This is a genomic window from Streptomyces sp. NPDC051567, assembly GCF_044454165.1.
Taxonomy (GTDB): domain Bacteria; phylum Actinomycetota; class Actinomycetes; order Streptomycetales; family Streptomycetaceae; genus Streptomyces.
The window spans coordinates 99,408-122,749 of the sequence record NZ_JBITDK010000011.1 but is presented as its reverse complement, the minus strand read 5'-3'; the positions used below and the strand labels follow the sequence as shown (position 1 = coordinate 122,749).

The following is a 23,342-nucleotide window of genomic DNA, read 5'->3' as shown; positions in this document are numbered from 1 at the left end:
GGTTCCGCGCCCCCGGCCCCGGCCGCCCGGCGGGCGCGAGAGGGGGCATCGACTAAGGTGACCAGGTGAAGATCGCGCTCATGGACTCAGGGATCGGCCTCCTCGCCGCCGCCGCCGCGGTACGGCGGCTCCGGCCGGACGCGGAGCTGGTCCTGTCCTCCGACCCCGACGGAATGCCCTGGGGGCCGCGGACCCCCGACGACCTCACCCGCCGGGCGCTCGACGTCGCCCGCGCCGCCGCCGCCCACCACCCCGACGCGCTGATCGTGGCCTGCAACACCGCTTCCGTGCACGCCCTGCCCGCCCTGCGCGCCGAGCTGGAGCCCGCCATCGCGGTCATCGGGACCGTCCCCGCGATCAAGCCCGCCGCCGTCTCCGGCGGACGCGTGGCGATCTGGGCCACCCCCGCCACCACCGGCAGCCCCTACCAGCGCGCGCTGATCCGCGACTTCGCCGCCGGGGTGGCGGTCACCGAGGTGCCGTGCCCCGGGCTGGCCGACGCCGTGGAGGCCGCCGACGAGGCCGCCGTGGTGGCCGCCGTCGCCGCGGCGGCCGAACTGACCCCGGCCGACGTCACCGACGTGGTGCTCGGCTGCACGCACTACGAACTGGTCGAGACGACCGTCCGCGCCGCCCTGGCCGCGCGGACCGGGGGCGCCGAGCTCACCTTCCACGGCTCCGCCGAGCCCGTGGCCGTCCAGGCACTGCGCCGCCTCGGCGCACACCCCGAGCCCGCCCTGCCCCGGACGGGCGGCCTCACCGTGCTGCAGAGCGGACGCCCCTCCAGCCTCCCCGCCGCCGCGCTCGGCTACGCCGAGGGCCGCCTCCTCGCGGGCCGCACCACCCCCGTCGGCTGACCCCACCGAAACATCGCCCCCGCAGACCCCGCCAGCCCCACCCCAAGCCCCCCCGGCTTCACCCGGCCCCGCCGCCGGGAGCCGCCGGGTGGGTGGGGGTGGGGCCTGGCGGGGGTGTGGGGCGGTGGCGCGTGTGCGGAACGTGAGTACGCTGCTACGTATGACGGTTCACCCCCCGGGTCCGCTCTGGACGGGCCGGGCCTCCAACCGCGCACAGTGGCTGCTCGCCGCAGCCGGTGTGGCCTGTCTGGTGCTCGGCATCGAGATCGCCGTCGACTACGCCTGGACCTCCGGCGTCCTCGCGCTGCTCATGGCGGTGGTCGGCTGCCTCGCCGCCGGACTCCTCATCCTCTACGGCACCCTGGCCTTCGTCCACGTCGCCGTGCGCGTCGACGCCGAGGCCGTGGACGTACGGTGCGGCCACATGGGGCTGCCGCGCCGCACGATCCGGATGGCGGAGGTCACCTCCGCCGAGTTCCTGCCCCGGATCACCCCCCAGCAGTGGGGCGGCTGGGGCTACCGCTGGCGCCCCGACAAGGGCACCGCGGTCATCGTCCGCCGCGGCGAGGGCCTGGAGCTGCGCCTCGGCGACGGGAAGCTGTTCACGGTCACCGTCGACGACGCCGAGAACGCCGTCCGCGTCATCCGCGCCCACCTGCGGGCCGTCGCGCGGTGACACGACGCCCTGCGGCACCCCCGCAGAGCGGGCCCGGCCGGGCTCCTACCGGGCCCCGACGTGCGGGGACGTACACTCCGCCAGATGAGCAGCAGTGTCACCCGAGCGGCCGGTGACGAGCACCCGCGGTCCGCCGACGGAGCCCGAACCGAAGCCGCCGCACCCCCCGCCACCCGTACGCGCACCCCCGAGGACACCCCCGCGAGGCGCAGGGGGGCCCGGACGGCCCGCGCGGCCCTCGCCCTCCTCGCCGGTGTGCTGCTCTACCTCAGCTTTCCGCCCCGGCCCCTGTGGTGGCTGGCCCCCCTCGCGCTCGCCCTGCTCGCCGGATGCCTCCACGGCCGCCGCGCCCTCCCCGGCTTCGGCCTCGGGTTCCTCACCGGCCTCGGATTCCTGCTGCCGCTCCTCGTCTGGACCGGCGAGGAGGTCGGCCCGGTGCCCTGGCTGGCGCTCGCCACCCTCGAAGCCCTCTTCATCGGCCTCACCGGCCTCGGCATCGCCCTGGTCGGCCGGCTCCCGGCCTGGCCGCTGTGGGCCGCCGCGGTCTGGGTCGCGGGCGAGGCCCTGCGCGCCCGGGCCCCCTTCGGAGGCTTCCCCTGGGGCAAGCTCGCCTTCGGCCAGGCCGACGGCCTCTTCCTCCCGCTCGCCGCCCTCGGCGGTACCCCGCTGCTCTCCTTCGCCGTCGTCCTGTGCGGATTCGGCCTCTACGAAGCCCTGCGCGTCGCCCGCGGCAACCCCCGCCGCGCCACCGCCGCCCTCGCGGCCCTCGCCGTCGTCGCCCCGGTCGGCGCGGCCCTCGCGGCCCGCCCCCTGGTCTCCGCCGCGCCCGAGGACGGCACGGCCGTCACCGCCGTCGTCCAGGGCAACGTGCCCCGCATGGGCCTCGACTTCAACGCCCAGCGCCGCGCCGTCCTGGACAACCACGTCAAACGCACCCTCCAGCTCGCCGAGGACGTCAAGGCCGGTCGCGCCCCGCAGCCCGACTTCGTCGTCTGGCCGGAGAACTCCTCCGACCTCGACCCCTACACCGAGCCCGACGCCTACGCCGTCATCGACCGGGCCGTCAAGGCGATCGGCGTGCCCGTCGCGGTCGGCGCCGTCCTCTCCCCGGAGTCCGGCCCGCTGCGCAACACGATGATCCTCTGGGACCCCGTCGAGGGCCCCACCGAGACTTACGACAAGCGCAAGATCCAGCCCTTCGGCGAACGCATCCCGATGCGCTCCGTCGTCCGGCTCTTCAGCTCCGACGTGGACCGGGTCCGCCGCGACTTCGGCCCCGGCAAGGACCCCGGCGTCTTCGACATGGCCGGGAGCCGGATCGGCATGGTCACCTGCTTCGAGGCGGCCTTCGACGACGCCGTGCGCTCCACCGTCCGAGGCGGCGCCCAGGTCATCGCCGTGCCCAGCAACAACGCCACCTTCGGCCGGACCCAGATGACCTACCAGCAGCTCGCCATGGACCGGGTCCGCGCCGTCGAGCACAGCCGGACCGTCCTCGTCCCCGTCACCAGCGGGGTCAGCGCGGTCATCCGCCCCGACGGCAGGATCGTCTCGCGGACCGAGCTGTTCACCGCCGACGTGCTCCTCGACGAGATCCCGCTGCGCTCCACCACCACCCCCGCCACGCGCCTCGGCCCGCTGCCCGAGTACGCGCTGCTCGTCCTCGCCGCCGCCGGACCCCTCCTCGTCCTGGCCGGGCGGCTGCGCGCCCGGCGGGCCCGCTGACCGGCCCGGTCCCCGGGGCCTCGTAAGGTCGGGGGGTGACCACACCCGAGTTCATCCGAGCGATCCGCGCCACCGCCGGGCACCAGCTGCTCCTGCTGCCCGGCGTCAGCGCGATCGTCTTCGACGACCAGGGCCGGGTGCTGCTCGGCCGCCGCCGCGACACCGGACGGTGGGCCGCGATCGGAGGCATCGCGGAGCCGGGGGAACAGCCCGCCGACACCGTGGTGCGCGAGGTGTACGAGGAGACGGCCGTCCACTGTCTCCCCGAGCGGGTGGTCCTCGTCCGGATGCTCCCGCCCGTCACCTACGCCAACGGCGACATCTGCCAGTACCAGGACATCGCCTTCCGCTGCCGGGCGACCGGCGGGCGGGCACGGGTCAACGACAACGAGTCGCTGGAGGTCGCCTGGTTCGCGAGGGACGCGCTGCCCCCGCTGGCCCCCGGAGACCTGGACCTCATCGACCGGGCCTGCCGGGACGAGCCCACCTGGTTCGAGGCCGCGACCGTGGTCGTCGACCGACCTGGCGGGTCACTGTCCGGACCGTGACGCCCTGACGCGGCACTAGCGCCGCTCGTACACCGTCAGGCGGCGGCCCCGGACCTGGCGGTCCTCCACCACCGTGAAGTGTTCCCGGAGCACGGCCGCCTTGGCCTGGTCCCGGGCGGCCGACGGGGCCTTCGCCACCTTCGCCGCGTCCGTCACCAGCAGCACCCGCCGCCGGGTCAGCAGGGCCTCCCGGACGAGGGCCGGTCCGGCCTCCTCCCCCTTGAGGGTTCCCGAGGCGGCTGGGCTGCGGGTCAGCGCGACGTCCGCCAGGCCCGCGAAGGCCGCGGGGGAGACCAGCGCGGTGTCCCGCCGCGCGGCCGGTACGAACAGCACCGCGTCGCCCGGCCGTTTCAGCCGGTCCACCTCGCCCGCCACCGCCAGCACGTCGTCCACCCGGCTCGACGGGGCCCGCTTGCCCAGCTCCACCGGCAGCAGCGCCAGGACCGCGATCCCGGCCATGCCCGGCACCAGCAGCACCGAGGCCCTGGGGAAGCGGGGCGCGGCGACCCGTACGGCCGCGTCCAGGGCGGCGCCGATCAGCAGGGCCAGACCGGCCATGCTGAACAGCACGTACCGGTCGAGGAAGAGCGGCCGCACCAGCGACAGCCCGATCAGCCCGAGCTGGGGCACCGCCAGCAGCGGCAGTCCGACCGCCGCCACCGAGAGCCTTCCCGTGGCGCGGAACCTTCCCGTGCCGCGCCGGGCCGCCAGGGCGCAGAGGCCGCCGGCCGTCAGCAGGATGCCCGGACCGATCATCATGTGCCAGGTCAGCGGCGGTATCCAGGAGACCTGGTCGGACTGGCCCCGGCTGAACAGGACCAGCGGCAGAGCCCCCGCCACCGCGCCCGCGGCGTACGCCGCCCACCGCAGCCACACCCCCCGCCCGGCCCGCACCCACCACAGGGTCACGGCGTGGGCGGGCAGCACCAGCAGTGACAGCCAGTTCAGCAGGGCGCACACCAGCACGGTCACCCCGTACGCCGTCCAGCGCGGCCAGGTCCGGTCCCGGGCCGGTGGCGCGAGCAGTGACACCAGCAGCAGGGTGGAGAGTCCGGCACCGGCCGTCACCAGCGCGTACGGGCGGCCCTCCTGGAGGTGGAACTGCACGGCGGGCAGCAGCCCGAAGGCCAGCCCGCCGCCCAGCCCGGCCCAGGGCCCGGCCAGCCGCCGTCCGGTCACCGCCACCCCGGCCGCGGCTGCCGCGCCCGCCAGGACGGACGGCAGCCGCAGGGTCGTCGTACCGGCCCCGAAGAGTTCGAACAGGCCGTGCATCAGCAGGTAGTACAGCCCGTGCACGGCGTCGACCTGCCCGAGCATGTCCCAGATCTCGCCCGTCGAGCGCAGGGCCACCTGCCAGGTCGCCGCCTCGTCCCGCCACACGCTGTCCTGCCGGGAGATCCCCCAGAGGCCGAGAGCCAGCGTCCACAGGACCGGTACCGGCCATACGGGCCACCGGCGCAGGCCGGCGGGTATGTGGGAGGTCAAGGAGGTGTTCACGTCCTCGGGGTGCGGCGCGGACGACCGGTCGGTGCGCGGGAGGCGGACGGGCGGAAGGAGCCACAGTCTAAGGAGTGCCCCCGGACGGGCTTCGTCCACCCGGCGGACGGGACCGGGGGAGGACCGCGACCACGGCCCCCGGGGCGGCCCGCGACCGCTCCCCGAAGCGACCGCTGAAAGGACCAGGCAAAGGGGAAGAGGAGGGGGAAGGGAGGAGAAAGGGAGAGGAACCGGGCGCGGTGTCATCGGTGGGCGTCGGTGGGCGGGGGTGGGCGGGCCCCGGGGGTACTGCCCGGCGGGGGCGTCGGCTACGGTCGGCCCATGGGCTTCGTCATCTTCATGACCCTGCCGGGGCTGGCCATCCTGCTCACCGCGATGGCCTTCCTCGATCTGGCGCTGGTCCGTGCGGGCCGCGCGGGAATGCTGCCGTGGCGGTGGAACGGCCGGCAGGGCCAGATCTCCTCCACCGGCTTCGAGCAACTGCACGCCAGCTTCTCGCCGGGCAAGCAGAACGAGCTGAAGGAGCGGCAGAGCGCCCTCGTCATGCGTGACGACGAGGAGGACGGCGCCCCGCCCCACTCCCGTGTCGACCTCGACGGGGGCCGTGCCGTGATCCGTCTGCCCGGCGCACCCGTCCCGCTCCGCGACGCCACGTGAACCCGCCCGGCCGCGTCCCCTCGTAGGCTGCCCGGGGCCACGGCCCGGTCCCGGGGCCCCGTACCGTCGTCCTCAGGCGACCGCCCGTTGCGCACCGATCATGGCGTGCAGCCGGTCGGCGGCGGCCCGGCCGAAGGACGGGTCGTTGATGTGGGTGTCGTAGTCGTAGAGCCGGGCCGCGCTGCCCCGCAGCCCGTCGCGCAGCGCCGCGAACAGGGCCCGGTCCGCGGCGGGATCGTGGTACGGCCCGCCCGGCGCGCCGAGCGTGGACAGCCCGCGCAGCGGCACGCAGACGGCCGTGGGACCCCTCGACGCCCGGAGTCTGGCGGCCACCCGGCGGCCGAGTTCCGCGCACTCCGCCTCGGTGGTGCGGGTCATCGTGACGGACGCGTCGTGGATGCGCACCCGCCGGTACCGGGCCCGTTCGGGCAGGGTCTCCAGCGGGCCGAACCGCACCATGTCCAGCGCCCCCGGGCTCACCACCTGGGGCACCCCGGCCCGTCCGGCGGCTCTGAGCCGGCCGGGGCCCGCGGTGCGGGCGCCCCCGCACAGGTCGTCGGCGAGCTCGTCGAGCGTGAGGTCCAGGACGCCCGCGAAGACCCCCTGGCCCGCCAGGGCCTCCAGGGTGCGCCCGCCGGCGCCGCCGGTGTGGAGGACCAGGACCTCGTAGCCGAGCGCGGTCAGCCGGTCCCGGGCCGCGTCCACCCCGGCCGTGGTCACGCCCGCCACGCTCGCCGCGATCAGCGGACGGCTGCCCGCGCCCGGCCGGGCCGGGGGCCCGCCGCGCAGGGAGGACCGGGCGAACGCCTTGGCCATCGCGGCCACCGCCTCCACCGCGTTGGCCAGGACCGGCGCGGAGACGCGGTTGATCCCCGTCACCCCCACCACGCTGTGCATCATCGTGAGGTCCGAGGAGCCGACGTACGGGGCCACCTCCCCGGAGGCCACGGACGAGACCATCAGCTTCGGCACCCCCAGCGGCAGGGCCCGCATCGCCCGGGTGGCGAGGGCGGTGCCGCCGCCGCCCCCGACCGCGAGCACCCCGTGGAGCCGGCCCTCGGCGTGCAGCCGCAGGACGACCGCCTCCGCGCCCCGGGCCATCGTGGCCACGGCCGTGTCCCGGTCGGCGGCGCGCACCCGTGCCAGCTCGGTTCCCGCCGCGCGGGCCACCTCGTCACGCGACACGTCGGCGGGCACCCGGGGTTCGCCCCTGATCCCCGCGTCGACCAGTACCACCTCGACGCCGGCGCGCAGCAGCCTCTCGCGCAGCCAGCCGTACGCGACACCCTTGGTGTCCAGGGTTCCCACCAGCACGACGTTCGCCATAGGTGCAATGTCCCCGCGGGCGGGGTTCGTTGGCAAGCCAAGGGAGGGTCAACCCTCCAGCAGTGCCAGCAGCCGCTCCAGGAACGGGATCTGACCTTTCGTCAGCAGGGCGCGGGCCGCCGGGGGAGCGAACCAGGCCACCCGGTCCAGCTCCGGGAACTCCCGGACCGTGCCCGAGTGCGGCGGCCACTCCATCGTGAAGGTCCCGGGCACCATCAGCGCCGGGTCGAGCTCCGCCTCCACCGCCCAGACCGTCACCAGCTTCCCGCTGGACAGCCGTACCTCGCCCAGCGGCAGGTGGTCGCCCTCCGGCGGCGGCAGCCCGGTCTCCTCGGCGAACTCCCGGCGGGCCGCGTCGCGGGGGGTCTCCCGCGGCCCGTACTCCCCCTTGGGGATGGCCCAGGCGCCCGCGTCCCGCGTGCTCCACAGGGGCCCGCCCATGTGCCCGAGGAGAACCTCCACGAGGTCCTCGCCGCCGGTACGGCGGAACAGCAGCAGCCCGGCGCTCCGCTTGTGCGTCATGGAACCATGGTCGTGGAACCCCGCACGCCCCGCATACCCCGCACGCTCCGCACGGGAACTCTCGGGCGCCCCGGTGGCCGCCGTCCGCCGGACGGCGGCCACCGGGGCGCCCGCTGCCGCCACCGCTCAGTGGTCGTGCGGGCCCTCCCGGTGGACCGGGCCGTGGGCGTCCGAGCAGTGGCCCCCGGACGGTTCCTCGCCCGCGCGCCCGAGCGTGAGCAGCGCGTCCTGCGCGTGGTCGACCTGGAGGGTGGTGTGGGTGATCCCGTACTCCTTGTCGAGCATCCGCTCCAGGTCGCGGCGGACGGCGTGGCAGTCGCCCGCCGGTTCCACGAGCACGTGCGCGGAGAGCGCCGCCTGGCCCGAGGTGATGGTCCAGATGTGCAGGTCGTGCACCTCGGTGACCGGCGGGTGCCCCACCAGCCGGTCACCGACCGCGTCCGGGTCCACATCGGCCGGGGCCGCCTCCAGGAAGATCCGGCCGGACGCGTGGACCAGCCCGTAGCCCGCCTTGACCATCAGCACCACCACCACGAGGGTCGCGATCGCGTCGGCCTGCACGAAGCCGGTGGTGAGCACGATCAGACCGGCGACGGCGGTCCCGATGAAGGCGAAGAGGTCGTTCAGGATGTGCTGGTAGGCACCCTCGACGGCGAGCGAGGAGCGGTTCGCCCGCGAGATGCACCAGGCGGCGGCCACATTGACGACGATGCCCGCGAGCGCCGTCACCAGGACCAGCCCGCCCTCCACGGCCGGCGGGTCGAGCAGCCGCTCCACCGCCTCGTACGTCAGCCAGACCGCCAGCAGCAGCAGGGTCAGCCCGTTGGCCTGCGCCGAGAGTATCTCCGCGCGCTTGAGGCCGTACGTGAACCCGCCCCGCGCCGGACGGGCGGCGAGCCGCATCGCGATCAGGGCGAGGACGATCGAGACGGCGTCGGTCATCATGTGCGCGGCGTCGGAGATCAGCGCCAGCGAGTTGGCCATCACCCCGATGACCACCTCGATCGCCATGAACCCGACGATCAGGCCCAGCGCGATGCCCAGCCAGCGGCGGTCGGCGTCGGCGGAGACCCCGTGGCTGTGGCCGCCGTGGCCATGACCGTGGCTGTGGCCGTGGCCACCGCCGGGCTTCTCGTCGTGGTCGTGCGCGTGATCGTGCGCCCTGTCGTGCGCCTGGTCCTGCCGGCTCATCACGTCCCCCGTCTGTCGGTTCCGTCGGTCCCGTCGCGTGAAGTGAAGCGCACCTCGGCGAGATCGGCAAAGGCTGCAACGGGGACCGTTGTCATTACCTATAAGAAGGCTCTGACCTGCGGTGATGCCAGGAAGGACGGGTGCGTCGGAGCCGGGTGGCCAGGCGGTCCGCCGCCGGTCCGGATCGCCGCCGCAGGGCGAAGAGTGAGACCCTGACCCCATGGCCCACAGGGGAGAAGACCCCGAGGTCGACTGGCCCGCACGGCCGGACACGAGTCTGGCGCTCAACCGCATGGGTACCTTCGACTGGGACCTCGACAGCGGACGGATACACCTGGACCCCACCGCCCTTGAGGTCCTCGACCTGCGCCCGGACGAGTTCGACGGGACCGCCGCCGGGCTCCGCCAGCGCATCCCGGCGGCCGAGCAGGCCCGGCTCGAAGAACGGATCGCACAGGCCCTCAAGGAGGGACGCACCCACTACGGGGCCTACTTCCGCAGCCTGCGCCGCGACGGCTCCTCCTCCTGGACCCACGTCCAGGTACACGTCCTGCGGGACCCGGACGACCGCCCCCACCGGGTCATCGGCATCCTCCGCGACGCCGCCCACGACCACGGCTCCCCGCCCGGGACCGGGACAGGAAGCGGCGACGGCGCCGGGGACGGCGAGCGGGCCGAGGGACGGCGGATGACCGGCGTCGTCGAACGGACCACGGCCATCCTGGCCCACGCCCGCACCGTCAGCGAGGTCACCGACGTCCTCAAGGACCCCGAGGCCCTCGGCCACCTCGGCGCGGTCAGCGTGATGCTCGGCGTCGTCGACGGCGGCCGGGTCCGCCTGGCCGCGGAGGGCAGGCTGGGCTCCTACCGGCCCGAGATCGAGTACACCCGCATCGACGAGCAGTACCCCATGAGCGAGGCCGTACGGACCATGCGGCCCGTCTTCCTCGCCTCGCGCGAGGAGTTCCAGGGCCGCTACCCGCCACTGTGGCCCTACATCGAACCGCTCGACGTGCGCAGCGGCGTCTACCTGCCGCTGATCGCCCAGGGCCGGTCCATCGGCGCGCTCGGCCTGCTCTACGCGCGGGACGCCGACTTCACCGCCGAGGACCGCACCCTGCTGATGGCCCTCGCCGGGGGCATCGCGCAGAGCCTCCAGCGCGCCATCCTCTTCGAACAGGAGCACGACCTCGCGGAGGGGCTCCAGCGGACCCTGCTGCCGCGCCGGATACCGGAGGTGGCGGGCGCGCGGATCGCCGTACGCTACCGGGCCTCGGGCCTGGGGCGGGACATCGGCGGCGACTGGTACGACGTGATCCCGCTCGGGGAGGGCCGGGTCGGGGTGATGACCGGCGACGTCGAGGGCCACGACACGGACGCGGCGGCCGTCATGGGCCAGCTCCGGATCGTCCTGCGCGCCTACCTCATCGAGGGGCACACCCCCGGCACGGCGATGGCGCGGGCCTCGGCCTTCCTCTGCGAACTGGCCACGGGACGGGTCGCCACCTGCACCTACGCCGAGGTGGACCTCACCACCGGGATGCTCCAACTGGTCCGCGCCGGCCACCTGGAACCCGTCGTGCGGCGCGGCGACGGCAGCTGCCACCGCGTCCAGATCGCGGGCGGCCTCCCGCTGGGGACACCACCGCGCGACCTGCCGGGCACGGGCACCGGCTACCCCGTCACCAGCCTAGAACTCCACCCCGGGGACAGCCTGCTGCTCTGCACGGACGGCCTGGTCGAACGGGCCGACGGCGACCTCGACGCCGGTATGCGCGCCCTCCTGGAGGCGGCCCGGACCGGCCCGGCCGACGTCGAGGAGCTCGCCGACGTCCTGTGCGGCCTGGTCGGGGACGCGGGCGCCGGGGACGACATGGCCCTGCTCCTGCTGCGCCGCCGCGGCACCCCCGTCCCGCGCGGCGGCGGCCCGCTCCGCCAGCGGCTGGCCCCCGGGGACCAGGACGCCCCCGCCCTGGCCCGGCACCTGATCCGCGCGGCGGTGGCCGCCTGGGGCGCGTGGGAGCAGGCCGACGAGATCGAGCTGGCGGCGGACGAACTGATGACCAACGTCCTCGTCCACACCGACGGCGGCGGCCAGGTCTGCCTGCGGCTCACGGCGGAGGGACGCATCCGGATCGAGGTCGAGGACACCAGCAGCGCCCTGCCGCAGCGGCGCGAGGCGGGCGACTGGGCGGTGTCGGGGCGCGGGCTGATGCTGGTGGACCGGCTCGCGGACGACTGGGGCGTGGAGCCCCGGGGCGGCGGCAAGTGCGTGTGGTGCGAGTTCGCCGTCCCGCAGCCCGCCGCCTGAACACCGGCCGGCCGGGGCCTTGGCGACAGGGCCTGGGCGTGTTGTCCGGACAGGTCGGTGGCGCGGCCGACGGTCGGGTGCGGCGTCGAGCGGCTCAAGCGCCACCGTGCCGTGGCCACGCGCCACGACAGGCTCGCCGTCCGCTACGGGGCGACCGTGCCGGTCGCCGTACTCCCCGTGCTCCCCGTGCTCCCGGTCGCTTCCGGTTCCTGAACCGGCGGTGTGGTGTCCGGCGCGCGTCGAGGTGATGCGCGCCGGACACCGGGCCGCCCCGTGCCCCGCGGAACCGATCGGGCGGGGGCTCGCCGGGGTGGCGGGTGCGTGCCCGTCCCGGGCCCTGTCGGCCCGGGCGGGCGGACGGCTGCCGCAGCGTGGCTCGCGCCGACGGCCGCACGGGCGCCGGCGGTCGCGTCGCGTCAGCGGATGTCGAGGTCCACGCAGACGTAGAAGGCGTTGGCGGTGTCGGCGATGTTCCACACGGCGAGCACCTTCTGCCGTCCGCTGACACCGCCGAAGTTCACCGAGTGCGTGACCGATGAACCGGGCCTGGCCCCACCGTCGTTGAACTCGGCGACCTTCACCCCGCCGGCGTAGTACTGCCAGGTGCTGGTGGCGTGCGACGCGGTCAGCCGCCAGTTGAAGGTGGCCGTCCGGCTGACCGTGGTCACCTGCCAGCCCTTGCCGTCGTCGTCGAGTTCGCGGAAGCGGGCGTTGCCCCCGCTACAACTGCGCAGGCCCTTGGGTCCTTCCACGCTCTGCGGTTCGTATTTGATGTCACCGCACGGGACGGTGCGGGCCGCGCACTGCGCCTGGCGGCTCGGCGGCGACGAGATGTACCCGTGCGCACTCGCCGTGCCGGCCGGCAGCGACACCGCCAGGAGCGGGGCGATGCCCGCGCCGAGGGTGACGGCCAGTAACCTGCTTCGTTGCATGTCAGCTCCTTGGAGTAGGGGGAGGAGCACAGGGCGGGGACGACGGGCGCACCGGGGCGGCGGCCGTGTGGCACCGGCTGCCGGGGGAACCCCGGGGCCATCGTCACACCACTTGGTCCGGACCATAGCGCTTGACGGGTCACAGTCAAGGCTCCCGGCAGGGTTCCTTACCTCGGGCGGCGGCATCCGGCCCGCACGGCCGTCTGGGCCTCCCCTGCTCACGGCCGCCGCGCCTGGCCGGCCTCACCCGCCCTCCGCGCCGCCCGGGGCGCTCGACCGTGACGGGACGACGCTGTGCGGACACGGTCGACGGTGATCCCGTGCCCGGCGAAGAACGCGTTCGCGCGCCGCCGGAAGACACCGGAGACCTCCGCCATGTTCAAGACCTGCCGCGCGTCACCGACCTCCCGAGGCAACACGCCTAGAGCGGGACCAGGGTGACCTCGGTGGCCTTCACGCTGGTCCACACCTCGGCGCCGTCGACGAGGCCCAGTTCGACGGCGGCCTCCGGGGTGATCTCCGCGACCAGGTCGGGGGCCCCGGCCGAACCGACCAGCACGCGCAGCCTGCTGCCGAGCGCGGTGATCTCCCGTACGGTGCCCGGCCAGACGTTGCGCGGACTGCCGCCCGGCCGGTCACGGTGGACCGAGACCGCCTCGGGGGCGATGATCGCGAGCGCCTCCGTCCCCTCGGGCAGGGTTTCGGCCACCACCAGCCGGCCCCCGCCGGCGAGCACGAGCCCGCCCGCCGAGGCGGTGCCCGGCCAGGCGTTGCGCCCCAGCATCCGGGCCACCCACGGGGAGCGCGGATGCCGGGTCACCTCGGCGGCCGGGGCGTCCTGGAGGGTGCGGCCACCGTCGAGGACGAGTATCCGGTCGGCCAGCGACACCGCCTCCACGGGGTCGTGCGTGACGATGAGGCAGACCCCGCCGAAGCCGGCCAGGTGGGTGCGCAAGGTGTGCCGGACATGGGCCCGGGTCGTCTGGTCGAGGGCGGCCAGCGGCTCGTCCAGCAGCAGCAGCCGGGGCCTGGCGGCGAGCGCGCGGGCCAGCGCGACCCGCTGCGCCTGGCCGCCGGAGAGCTGCGCGGGCCTGCGCCGGGCGAGGTGGCCGACGCCGAGCCGGTCCAGCCACGCCTGCGCCTCCCGCCGGGCCTCGGCGCGCGGCACCCGGCGGGCCCGCAGCCCGTACGCGGTGTTGGCCAGGGCGTTCAGGTGGGGGAAGAGCGCGCCGTCCTGCGGGACCCAGGCCACCTGGCGCCGGTGCGGGGGCAGGGCGGTGACATCGACGCCGCCGAGCCGGAGCACGGCGTGGGCCCGCGGGGTCAGGCCCAGCAGGGCGCGCAGCAGGGTGGTCTTCCCGGCCCCGTTCTCGCCGACGACGGCGATGGTGGTGCCCGGCCCGGCGTCGAGGGTGAGCCGGTTGAAACCGGTGACGGTGGCGTGCAGGGGCCACCGCCCGCCGTCGTGGGGCGGGGCCGAGGCCCCCGCCCGCCCGGCGGGAGCCGGGACCGGCGGCGCGGGTTCCTCGGCGGCGGGCGGCGTCCCGGGTGCCGTACGGGCGGCGGCCGGGGTGCCCGTCCACCGGCCGCGCAGGGCGATCAGTACGGCCATGGCGATCGCGAGGAGCAGCAGCGAGACGGAGGTGGCGGCCTCGGGGGAGTCCTGGAGCAGCAGGTACACCTGGAGCGGGAGGGTCTGGGTGGTGCCGGGCAGGTTCCCGGCGAAGGTGATGGTCGCGCCGAACTCGCCGAGCGCGCGGGCCCACGTCAGCGCGGCGCCCGCGACCAGGCCGGGGGCGACCATGGGCAGGGTCACCGTGAAGAACACCCGGACCGGCGGGGCGCCGAGGGAGGCGGCGGTCTCCTCGTAGCTCTGCTTGAGGCCGCCGAGCGCGCCCTCCAGGCTGATGACGAGGAACGGCATGGCGACGAAGGTGGCCGCGACGACGGCGCCGGAGGTGTGGAAGGGCAGGGTGACCCCGAAGGTCTCCTCCAGCCAGGGCCCGAGCAGCCCGCGCCGGCCGAACCCGAGCAGCAGGGCCACACCGCCGACGGTCGGCGGCAGCACCATCGGCAGCAGGACGAGCGTGCGGACGACCGCCTTGCCCCGGAAGTCCACCCGCGCCAGCAGCCAGGCCAGCGGCACCCCGAGGACCAGCGAGAGCCCCAGGGCCCAGAAGGACACCAGCAGCGACAGTTGCAGTGCCTGGACCACGCCGGGGCTGGTCAGGTGCGTGCCGATCTCGTCCCACCGGGTGCGGCTGAGGATGCCGACGAGCGGCAGCAGCAGGAACGCGACGGCGAGCAGCGCGGGGATCGCCAGGGCCACGGGGGGCCGGGTGGTGCGGGGACGGAGTCTGCTCATGAGGGTTCCTGGCTGGGGGCGACGCGAAGGCGGTCGTGGCCGTGATCGTGGCCGTGATCGGGGCGGGGCGGAGGAGTACGGGAGACGGCCGGGGCGCGGGCCGGGTGGGCCGGGCGCCTCCTGGCCCCGGCCCCGGCGGAGGCTCCCCCGGCCCGCCGCGCCCCGGTCGCCGGGGCGCGGCCTTCGCTACGCCTTCTGGAAGCCCGCGTCCTGGAGGATCTTCTGGGCCTCCGGGGTGCTCAGCCAGGCCACGAACGCGCTCGCGGCCTCGGCGTTCTTGGACTGCTTGAGCGTGGCGGCCGGGTAGGAGGCCACGGCGTTCTGCTCGTCCGGGATGTCCACGGTGACGACCTTGTCCCCGGACTTGGCGGAGTCCGTCTTGTAGACGAGCCCGGCGTCGGCCTCGCCCAGCTCGACCTTGGACAGCACGGCGCGGACGTTGGCCTCCTGGGAGACCGGCTTCACCTCGATCTTCTGGGCGTCGAGTATCTGCTTGCTGTACCGGCCGACCGGCACCTCGGGCGCGGCCAGGACGACCTTCAGCTTGGTGTCCGCGAGATCCTTGAGAGCGGCGATCTTGAACGGGTTGCCCTTGCCGGTGGCGATGACCAGACGGTTCCTGGCGATGACCGAGGCGTCGTTGGTCTCGGCCTTGAGGCCGTCCATGGTCTTGGTGTCGGCGGTGACCAGCGCGTCGGCGGGGGCGCCCTGCTTCACCTGCGCGGCCAGCTCCTGCGAACCGGCGAAGGAGAAGGTGACCTTCGTCCCCGGGTGGGCCTTCTCGTACGCGGCACCCGCCGTCCTGAAGACGTCCGTGAGGGAGGAGGCGGCGAGGACGGTGAGGTTCGCGGCCTGGGGCCCGGTGGTGGCCGGGGCGGAGCCGGTGGCGCCCGCGGCCGGTCCGGCGGCCGGCTTCTTCTCGCCGCTGCCACAGGCCGCCAGCGGGATGAGCAGCGCCGTGGCCAGTACGGCGGCGGCCCGGCGGGGGGTCAGGATCGGGGACATGGGCGTACTGCTCCTCGGTCGGGTCGGCGGCCGGCCGGGTGCCGGTTCCGCGCGGTGATGACCCGCGCCGGTGACGGGCGGAGCGGGCGGTGACGTGCGGGATGCGCGGTGACGCCGACGGGCGGGGCCCCGGCGCCCCGGGGATGCTCCGGGAGCGGGCCCCGGGCCCCGGCCGTGGGCCTCAGGTGAGGTCGATGTGCACGCTGGTGGACTTCACCCGGGCGGTGGCCTGCATGCCGACCTCCAGCCCGAGTTCCTCGACGGCCTCCCGGGTGAGCAGGGAGACCAGCCGGTGGGGGCCCGCCTGGATCTCGACCTGGGCGGCCACGTCGCCGAGCTTGACGGCGGTGACGATGCCGGGGAAGGCGTTGCGCGCCGAGGTGTACGGCTCCCCGTCCTCGGCGTGGGCGCCCTGCCCCACCTCGATGGAGAAGGCGGCCAGGGCCCGGCCGTCGATCAGCCGGCGCCCGCCCTCGTCGCGGTGGGTCGCGACCCGGCCGGCGTCGGCCCAGCGGCGTGCCGTGTCCGGGCTGACGCCGAGCAGGCGCGCCGCCTGCCCGATGGTGTAGGACTGCATGTGCGACAAGGTAGGGGCATCTGTCCCGCATATGCAATTCTTTTCAGCCGATGTGCATGGCAGATGCCATGCGTGCTGTCGCATACGCCGAAAAGCCGTTCCGTCCCGGCCGGGCCGTCTCGCTAGTGCTGTGACCGGAAAGGTTTGCCGGTAGGCCCGCGGCGTCCGGTGCGACTGCGTTCGCTGCGCTCACTTCGTCTCGGCTCTTGCCTTGATCCTTCGGATGCCGAGCGCATCGCAAGGCGGAGGGTCACGGCTTGTACTGGATGTACTTGCGTGGTCCGACAACGCGGCGAGGCGCCGTGCCGGGCGTCGAGGGCCGGTGAACCTTTCCGGTCACAGCACTAGAGTCGGGGCATGGCTGATGAGGTGACGGGTACGGGCACGGCTGCGGGCACGGGTACGGGTGCGGACGCGGGTGTGTATCCGGGGACGGTGCGGGTGGACGCGTGGATCTGGTCGGTGCGTCTGACGAAGACCCGCTCGACCGCGGCGACCGCCTGCCGGGCGGGCCATGTGAAGGTCAACGGGGAACGCGCGAAGCCCGCGCAGCCGGTGCGGGCCGGTGACGAGGTGCGGCTCTTCCACGCGGGCCGGGAGCGGATCGTCGTCGTACGGCGGCCCGTGGCCAAGCGGGTGGGCGCGCCGGTCGCGGCGGAGTGTCTCATCGACAACAGCCCGCCGCCGCCCACCCCGGTCGAAGCCGCCGTGGTCGGCATCCGCGACCGTGGCGCGGGCCGCCCGACCAAGCGGGAGCGCCGGGAGACCGAGACCCTGCGGGGCCGCTGACCACCCCGCCCCGGGGCCGGGCGCGCACGCGCGGGCCCGGGGCGGCGGCCCGGCTCACACCTTCCGGTCACACCTTCCGGTCACACCTTCCGGTCACACCTTCCGGTACGTGTACGCCTCCTCGGCGGCGGACAGGACCCCGGTCAGCGGGAATCCGGCGGACGCGGCGACCACCGCCGCCACCGCGCCCTCCACGAACGGGGCGTCCGCCAGCCGGGAGCCCGCCGGGAGCTCCTCGTCCAGCAGCAGCGCCTTCACCGTCAGCACCGAGCTGCCCAGGTCCGCCAGGAGCACGACCCCGGCGCCCCGGTCCGCCTCCCGCGCGGCGGTGACGATCCGCTCCGCGCTCGTGCCGAGCCCGCCGTCCGCCGTGCCGCCCGCCGCGGCCAGCGGGACCTGTGGCCCCCCGGCCGCCAGGCCGCGCGCCAGCTCCGCCACCGACTCTGCGACGCGCGCGCTGTGCGACACCAGCACGATGCCGACCGCCGGCCCGGTCACCGGGTCCACCGCCGGCCCGGTCACCGGGCGCCGTCCCCGGCGGCGGCGGTGTCCGTCGCGTCGCCGCGCTCCGCCGTGTCCGCGAGCGCCCCGAGCAGCAGCGCCGCCGAGGTCGCCCCCGGGTCCTGGTGCCCGACGCTGCGCTCGCCGAGGTAACTCGCCCGGCCCTTGCGCGCCCGCAGCGGCACCGTCGCCCGCGCGCCGTTCTCCGCGGCCTCCCCGGCCGCCCGGTACGAGGTGCTCAGCCCGGCCACGCCCGGGACCAGCGCGTCCAGCATCGTCTTGTCGCCCGGCGCCGCGCCGCCCAGTTGCGCCACCGCGCCCACCCCCGCGTACAGGGCCTTGCGCAGTTCCTCGTCGGAGACCTCGGCGTCCTCGCCGAGTTCCTTGCCGGTGCGCCGCAGCAGCGTCCCGTACAGCGGTCCCGAGGCGCCGCCCACCGTCGAGATCAAGGTCCGCCCGGCCAGTTGGAGCACCGCGCCCGGTGCGGCCGGGGGATGCTCCTCCAGGGCGGCCCGTACCGCCGTGAAGCCACGGAGCAGATTGCTGCCGTGATCGGCGTCGCCGATGGCGGAGTCCAGCTCGGTCAGCCGGTCCGCCTCGCGTTCCACCGCGGTCGCGGCGGTCGCCATCCAGCGCCGGAAGAAGTCTGCGTCACGCACCGGATCTCCTCGCCTCACATCCGCCTGGCCAGTCCCCGCGCCACCTTACGTTCAGCGGCCCGGTCAGCGCCCCCAGCGGAGCGCGGCGGTCCGGACGGGTGCGTCCCAGAGCCTCAGCAACTCCTCGTCGGCGCGGCACAGCGTCACCGAACACCCGGCCATGTCGAGCGAGGTGACGTAGTTCCCGACGAGCGCCCGTGCCACCGGCACCCCCCGCTCGCCCAGGATGCGCGCCACCTCCGCGTGGAACCCGTACAGCTCCAGCAGCGGGGTCGCGCCCATCCCGTTGACCAGCACGAGCACCGGTCCACCGGGCGGGCCCACCTCCGCCAGCTCCTCCAGGACGGCCCCGACGGCGAACTCCGCGATCTCCCGGGCCGTCATCGTCGCCCGCCGCTCCCGGCCCGGCTCGCCGTGGATGCCGACCCCCAACTCCAGTTCCCCGTCCGGGAGGTCGAAGGTCGGGCTGCCCTTCGCGGGGGTGGTGCAGGCGCTCAGTGCCACCCCGAAGCTGCGCGAGGAGTCGTTGACGCGCCGGGCCAGCGCCGCGACCCGCTCCAGCGGAGCGCCCTCCTCCGCGGCGGCCCCGGCGATCTTCTCCACGAACAGGGTCGCCCCGGTCCCGCGCCGCCCGGCCGTGTAGAGGCTGTCGGTGACCGCGACGTCGTCGTCGACGAGGACCCGTTCGATCCGCAGGCCGTCCTCCTCGGCGAGTTCGGCGGCCATCTGGAAGTTCAGCACGTCCCCGGTGTAGTTCTTGACGACGAACAGGACCCCCCGGCCCGCGTCCACGGCGGCGGCGGCACGCAGCATCTGATCGGGCACGGGCGAGGTGAACACCTCCCCGGGGCAGGCGGCCGACAGCATCCCGTACCCCACGAACCCGGCGTGCAGCGGCTCGTGCCCGGAGCCGCCCCCGGACACCACCCCGACCCGTCCGCCCTCCCGCGCGTCCCGGCGCACGACGACACGGCCCGCCACGTCGACGTCCAGCTCGGGGTGGGCGGCGGCCATTCCGCGCAACGCGTCGGCGACCACGGTCTGCGGACTGTTGATCAGCATCCTCAACGGAATCTCCTCGGCAGGCTGGCGGGCGGGTCCGGGGGGCGGGCGCCGTCCGCCCAGTATGGACGGAGGAGGGGGCCGGGCAGGAGTGTCGCGCCCGCGTCGACGGCGCCCGCCGCTCCACACCATTAGTGCTTTGTTAGCCGGTCTTGTCACGGTTGGCGTTCGGTAGTTCTCTGCTGGTGTGAGGACGGGTGGGCTTGCTGCGTGTCGGAACCGGTCGTACCCCTGGTCGCTGGCGCGAACGAGCAATGGACTCTCCGTCAGACGGTCCGGCCGGGTCCGCGAGACCGTCGACGGGCGCCGCGTGGCTTGAACCAGGCGCCGGGGCGGCCGGGGCGGCAAGCGGGGCGGGAGATTTCCGGGATCACGGCGACCACGAATGGGTGCAGTCCAATTGACCGGTGGCGGATTCGGTCCGCACATTCGCCCGATGAGGAATGCACACCGGCGCGCGGAATGATCGTCAGGTGTTGTGACCCATCTCACTCCCGCCGTGGAACCGTTGCTCCGGGGAGAGCGTCCGCTTTAAAGCAAGGGGGAAGGCCACTCCATCGAGCGGCAGGCGGCACGGTTCACGACCCGTCCCCCTGATCAGCGGGTTCTCCACAACACCTCCATGACGTCCGCTCCGCAGACTCCTTGTCAGGTCGCCGGGGGCGATGCGCGGCCGAACTTTTCAGGTGGATGACGGGTGTACACCGCCCGGCTTCTGCGACGCTGGGGCGGATACTGCCCGGCCTGCGGGGAATTCCTCGCTCATGACCTTCCCCGCACTGCTGCGCAATCGAGGAGAGTCTTTGATGTACCTGACACGGGACTGATGCCGGACGGATAATCGGCGGGAGTAGATCGCCGCCGCACGGTGCGTCCGGGTGCCCCCTGTCGCACGAGTCCGCCGGGGCGGCACCCGAAGGCAGACGGAAGTGAGTTCACTCTTGCGCGAGTCAGTGAGCCGACGGACGACCACCTCCCCCGCAGGTGTCTGCGCGTTCGCAACCGTGTTCACCGCATGCACTGCGGCACCATCCGCATCCGCATCCACGACTGCACCCGCACCCGTACCCGCATCCGTGACCACGACCGTCGGCGGAGCGCCGCTCCCGCGTCCACCCCGGGGCCGGCACCAGGTCCGACGCGAACCGGGCGGCGGTGAGGCGCCGGCCTGACCATCGACCCGGCTGACACCCACCCGGAAATCCCAGTGGTCCCCTCCCCTCGAAACACGATACGGAGCGTCATGGGTCCCCACACACGATCGTTGCCGCAGGTGCGCGGCCGGGAACAACAGCTGGCACAGATAGATACGAACCTGCACGGCGTGGCAAGCGCCCGACGGAGCAAGGTCCTCCTGGTGGAGGCGGAGCCCGGCGCGGGCAAGACCCGCCTTCTCGTGGAAGCCGTCGGCATCGCCGACAGGAACGGCTTCGCGGTCGTCAACGGCGTCCCGCCCGGTCCCGACACCGCCCCCCGGGCGGCCCGGGGACCCGCCGGCACCCACCCCCACCTGCCGGGCGCCGCCGGGGAGAGATTTCCCGTCCCGGGCGCGTCCTGCGTGATCGAGGCGGCCCGGGTCCGGCTGCGCGAGGACACGGAACACCTGCGCACCGTCGTCGCGCTCGACGACCTGCACCTGGCGGACCTCCCCGCCCTGACGGCGTTGTGCGACCTCGTCGTGGCCCTCAGGGGCCGCCCGATCCTCTGGCTGCTCGCCTTCACCCCGGACGGCGACACCGCACCGTACGAACCGGTGAAGACCTGCTTCGGCAAGCTCTGGGGCCGACTCCCGGTGGAACCCGTACGGGAGCTGGGCCCGCTCTCCGGCGACGCGCTGACGCAACTGGTCACCGACTGCACCAGGGCCGCCCCCGGCCCGGAACTCCTCGCCCTGGCGGAAAGCGTCAACGGCACGCCCCGCGCGGTGATCGAGCTGGTGCGCGGCCTCGTGGAGGACGGCGACATCTGCGTGGTCGACGGCACCTCGCGACTACAGCCCGGCGCACCCGGCAACACCCCGGCCGGAGCCGGTGTCTGCCTGCCCGCACAGGTACCGAAACGCTTCTCCGCACTGGTCCGCAAGGACCTCCGGTCGCTCTCCGAGCCCACCATGAAGGCGCTCCGGCTGGCCGCGGTGCTCGGATCGCCGTTCGCGCCGGAGGACCTGTCCGCCATGCTCGGCGACGCACCGGTCGGCCTGCTCGCCGCGGTCGACGAAGCCGTCAAACGGGGACTCCTGGTCTGCGGCAAGTACGACCTCGCGTTCCGCAGCGAGCCGATCTGGCGGGTACTGCTCGACTCCGTGCCGCCACCGGTGTGCGCACTGCTGCGCCGGCAGGCGGCGGAGCTGCTGCTGTCGCGCCCCGACGGCATCGAACGCGCCGCCCTCCAACTGGTGCACATCGCCCGGCCCGGCAACACGGAGGAACTGCGGGTCATCGCCGAAGGCTCCCAGCGGCTGCTGGCCGCCGACCCGTCGACCGCGGCGGCACTGGCGACCCGCTGCATGGAGCTGCTGCCCCCCGGGCAGGCCGAACACGCGCGCCTCGCGAGGATCGCGGTCGAGGCGTTCACCAGGGTGGGCGACCTGGACCGGGCGATCACCTTGGCCAAGGAGACGATCGACGGGGCCGCGCGGCCCCTCGCCGCGCCGCCGACGGCGTTCGCCGCGGACATCGCCGCGCTGCAGGCGGCGATGTCGACCGCGCTGCTGCTGCTGGGGAACACCCGGATGGCGCGCCGGGCCGCGGGCGACGCGCTCGCCGTCCAGGAGGACGGACTCCAGCACCGCGAGGCCGTGATCACCCACCTCGCCGCCTCCTACCTGACCGGCGACAGCACCGCCGCCGGACGCGCGCGCAAGATCCTCAGCGCACCCGACCGGCACACCCAGGCCGTACGGGTCGGCGCGATGACCTTCCACGCGTTCGGCCAGTGGCGCGAAGGCCGGGTGGGCGACGCGGTGGCGACCCTGCGCGAAGCCGTCGCGCTCGACGGCGGTGGCGAGGACGTGCAACGCCTGGACCCGCGCTGGTTCCTCGCCTTCGCCCTCACCAGGACCGACGAGTACGAGGAGGCCGAAGCCGTCGTCCGGAGCTCCGCCCGGACGGCCGCCTCGGAGGCGGGAACGCTGGCCGCGGCCGTCCCGGCCGTGCTCCGGGCACCGCTGCACCTCGCCCAGGGACGCCTGGACGAGGCCGAGGAGGCGGCGAGGGCCGGTGTCGGCACGGACGGGACGTACGTGCCGATGCTCGCCCCGCAGGCATGGCTGGTCCTGGCCCTCGTCGCACTGCGCCGGGGGGAGCTGACCCAGGCCGAGGAACACCTCAGGACCCTGGAGAAGGACTTCCCCCAGCACGACGCCTCCAGCCCCTGGTGGGCCGCACGCCTCCTGCTGACCGCACAGCTGGCCGAAGCCCAGGCGGACCCCCGGGCGGCGATGGAAGCACTGGCCGAGATCGGGGCGCACCCCGGCGCGCTGCGCGAACTCCTCCTGGGGGACCCGGCCGCCGCGGCCTGGTGCGTCCGCTGCGCGCTCGCGGCGGACATGCCGGACGTCGCCCGGATGGTGGTCGACGCGACGGAACTCCTGCGCGCGCACAACCCGGACGTTCCCGCGGTGCTCGCCGCGGCCCTGCACGCCCGGGCGCTCGCCGAAGGGGACGCGGACGCCCTGGCCCGGGCGGGCCGCCTGCACCGCAACCCCTGGGCGCGGGCCGCGGCGGCCGAGGACCACGCCGGCCTCCTCCTCGACCGGGGCGACCACGAGGGCGCGATCGGTGAACTGGACCGCGCCATGGACGCCTACGGCACGCTCGGCGGCGAACGGGACGCCGCCCGCGTGCGGTCCCGGCTGCGCGGCCTCGGCGTGCGGCGCCGGCACTGGACGCACGCGAAGCGCCCCGTCTCCGGCTGGGAGAGCCTCACCAAGACCGAACGGAAGGTGGCGGAACTGGTGGCCGGCGGACTCACCAACCGGCAGGCCGCGCACCGCCTGTTCATCTCCCCGCACACGGTCGGGTTCCACCTGCGGCAGATCTACCGCAAGCTCGGCATCCGCTCCCGGACCTCCCTGATCCGGTTCAAGGCGTAGGACGTGCGGGGAAAGGGGCGCCTGGCCGACGGCGGACGACGCCCCTTTC

General features: G+C 74.7%; 19 protein-coding genes. 8 read left to right on the top strand and 11 right to left on the bottom strand.

Going from position 1 to position 23,342, the window contains the following annotated elements; all coding sequences use genetic code 11:
• Positions 1-65 precede the first annotated feature (65 nt).
• The 4 genes from ACIA5F_RS15225 (at position 66) to ACIA5F_RS15210 (ending at position 3,806) form a co-directional block, all read left to right on the top strand.
• On the top strand, positions 66-857 hold the full coding sequence (locus tag ACIA5F_RS15225) for a glutamate racemase (RefSeq protein WP_399352919.1): 792 nt from the start codon (positions 66-68) through the stop codon (positions 855-857).
• A 160-nt stretch (positions 858-1,017) separates the two neighbouring features.
• Positions 1,018-1,533, top strand: a complete 516-nt coding sequence (locus ACIA5F_RS15220; protein WP_399352917.1) for a hypothetical protein — start codon at positions 1,018-1,020, stop codon at positions 1,531-1,533.
• A gap of 84 nt (positions 1,534-1,617) precedes the next feature.
• Positions 1,618-3,258 carry an apolipoprotein N-acyltransferase gene (lnt, locus tag ACIA5F_RS15215; RefSeq protein ID WP_399352915.1) on the top strand — a complete coding sequence of 547 codons (1,641 nt, stop codon included), beginning with the start codon at positions 1,618-1,620 and terminating at the stop codon, positions 3,256-3,258.
• A gap of 35 nt (positions 3,259-3,293) precedes the next feature.
• Complete coding sequence (locus tag ACIA5F_RS15210) at positions 3,294-3,806, top strand: NUDIX hydrolase (RefSeq protein WP_399352913.1); 513 nt, start codon at positions 3,294-3,296, stop codon at positions 3,804-3,806.
• A gap of 15 nt (positions 3,807-3,821) precedes the next feature.
• Here the strand turns inward: ACIA5F_RS15210 and ACIA5F_RS15205 are convergent, their stop codons facing one another.
• Positions 3,822-5,303: a hypothetical protein gene (locus ACIA5F_RS15205; RefSeq protein WP_399352911.1), complete on the bottom strand. Its 1,482-nt coding sequence runs from the start codon at positions 5,301-5,303 to the stop codon at positions 3,822-3,824.
• Between the two features lie 321 nt (positions 5,304-5,624).
• Between ACIA5F_RS15205 and ACIA5F_RS15200 the strand changes: the two genes are divergently transcribed.
• Positions 5,625-5,960, top strand: a complete 336-nt coding sequence (locus ACIA5F_RS15200; protein ID WP_399352910.1) for a DUF6191 domain-containing protein — start codon at positions 5,625-5,627, stop codon at positions 5,958-5,960.
• A 72-nt stretch (positions 5,961-6,032) separates the two neighbouring features.
• Here ACIA5F_RS15200 and ACIA5F_RS15195 read toward each other — a convergent pair whose 3' ends face one another.
• The 3 genes from ACIA5F_RS15195 to ACIA5F_RS15185 form a co-directional block, all read right to left on the bottom strand.
• Complete coding sequence (locus ACIA5F_RS15195; RefSeq protein ID WP_399352908.1) at positions 6,033-7,286, bottom strand: Tm-1-like ATP-binding domain-containing protein; 1,254 nt, start codon at positions 7,284-7,286, stop codon at positions 6,033-6,035.
• Between the two features lie 48 nt (positions 7,287-7,334).
• Positions 7,335-7,808 (bottom strand): NUDIX domain-containing protein, encoded by a 474-nt coding sequence (locus ACIA5F_RS15190; RefSeq protein WP_399352906.1) that lies wholly within the window; start codon positions 7,806-7,808, stop codon positions 7,335-7,337.
• A gap of 126 nt (positions 7,809-7,934) precedes the next feature.
• Positions 7,935-8,999 (bottom strand): cation diffusion facilitator family transporter, encoded by a 1,065-nt coding sequence (locus tag ACIA5F_RS15185; RefSeq protein WP_399352904.1) that lies wholly within the window; start codon positions 8,997-8,999, stop codon positions 7,935-7,937.
• Between the two features lie 220 nt (positions 9,000-9,219).
• On the opposite strand from ACIA5F_RS15185, the gene ACIA5F_RS15180 reads away from it, so the two are divergent.
• Positions 9,220-11,310, top strand: a complete 2,091-nt coding sequence (locus ACIA5F_RS15180; protein WP_399352902.1) for a SpoIIE family protein phosphatase — start codon at positions 9,220-9,222, stop codon at positions 11,308-11,310.
• Positions 11,311-11,726: 416 nt separating this feature from the next.
• On the opposite strand, the gene ACIA5F_RS15175 is transcribed toward ACIA5F_RS15180, so the two are convergent.
• From ACIA5F_RS15175 to ACIA5F_RS15160, 4 genes are all read right to left on the bottom strand, one after another.
• Complete coding sequence (locus ACIA5F_RS15175; RefSeq protein WP_399352900.1) at positions 11,727-12,242, bottom strand: lytic polysaccharide monooxygenase auxiliary activity family 9 protein; 516 nt, start codon at positions 12,240-12,242, stop codon at positions 11,727-11,729.
• Between the two features lie 421 nt (positions 12,243-12,663).
• On the bottom strand, positions 12,664-14,607 hold the full coding sequence (locus tag ACIA5F_RS15170; protein WP_399352898.1) for an ABC transporter permease: 1,944 nt from the start codon (positions 14,605-14,607) through the stop codon (positions 12,664-12,666).
• A gap of 186 nt (positions 14,608-14,793) precedes the next feature.
• Positions 14,794-15,612: a molybdate ABC transporter substrate-binding protein gene (gene modA / locus ACIA5F_RS15165; protein WP_399352896.1), complete on the bottom strand. Its 819-nt coding sequence runs from the start codon at positions 15,610-15,612 to the stop codon at positions 14,794-14,796.
• Between the two features lie 181 nt (positions 15,613-15,793).
• Positions 15,794-16,189 carry a molybdopterin-binding protein gene (locus ACIA5F_RS15160; RefSeq protein ID WP_399352894.1) on the bottom strand — a complete coding sequence of 132 codons (396 nt, stop codon included), beginning with the start codon at positions 16,187-16,189 and terminating at the stop codon, positions 15,794-15,796.
• 357 nt (positions 16,190-16,546) lie between these two features.
• Here ACIA5F_RS15160 and ACIA5F_RS15155 point away from each other — a divergent pair, with 357 nt between their 5' ends.
• Positions 16,547-16,978: an RNA-binding S4 domain-containing protein gene (locus tag ACIA5F_RS15155; protein ID WP_399352892.1), complete on the top strand. Its 432-nt coding sequence runs from the start codon at positions 16,547-16,549 to the stop codon at positions 16,976-16,978.
• 93 nt (positions 16,979-17,071) lie between these two features.
• Here ACIA5F_RS15155 and ACIA5F_RS15150 read toward each other — a convergent pair whose 3' ends face one another.
• The 3 genes from ACIA5F_RS15150 to dhaK all read right to left on the bottom strand — a co-directional run bounded on the left by ACIA5F_RS15150 (position 17,072) and on the right by dhaK (position 19,200).
• Positions 17,072-17,500, bottom strand: coding sequence for a PTS-dependent dihydroxyacetone kinase phosphotransferase subunit DhaM (locus ACIA5F_RS15150; RefSeq protein ID WP_399352890.1), 429 nt, complete (start codon positions 17,498-17,500; stop codon positions 17,072-17,074).
• Complete coding sequence (gene dhaL, locus ACIA5F_RS15145; RefSeq protein ID WP_399353069.1) at positions 17,497-18,108, bottom strand: dihydroxyacetone kinase subunit DhaL; 612 nt, start codon at positions 18,106-18,108, stop codon at positions 17,497-17,499. Before dhaL ends, ACIA5F_RS15150 begins: the two co-directional genes overlap by 4 nt.
• A gap of 93 nt (positions 18,109-18,201) precedes the next feature.
• Entirely contained in the window at positions 18,202-19,200 is a 999-nt protein-coding gene (gene dhaK / locus ACIA5F_RS15140; protein ID WP_399352888.1) for a dihydroxyacetone kinase subunit DhaK, read from the bottom strand.
• 1,324 nt (positions 19,201-20,524) lie between these two features.
• Here dhaK and ACIA5F_RS15135 point away from each other — a divergent pair.
• Positions 20,525-23,293 carry a LuxR C-terminal-related transcriptional regulator gene (locus tag ACIA5F_RS15135; RefSeq protein ID WP_399352886.1) on the top strand — a complete coding sequence of 923 codons (2,769 nt, stop codon included), beginning with the start codon at positions 20,525-20,527 and terminating at the stop codon, positions 23,291-23,293.
• Positions 23,294-23,342: the final 49 nt, after the last annotated feature.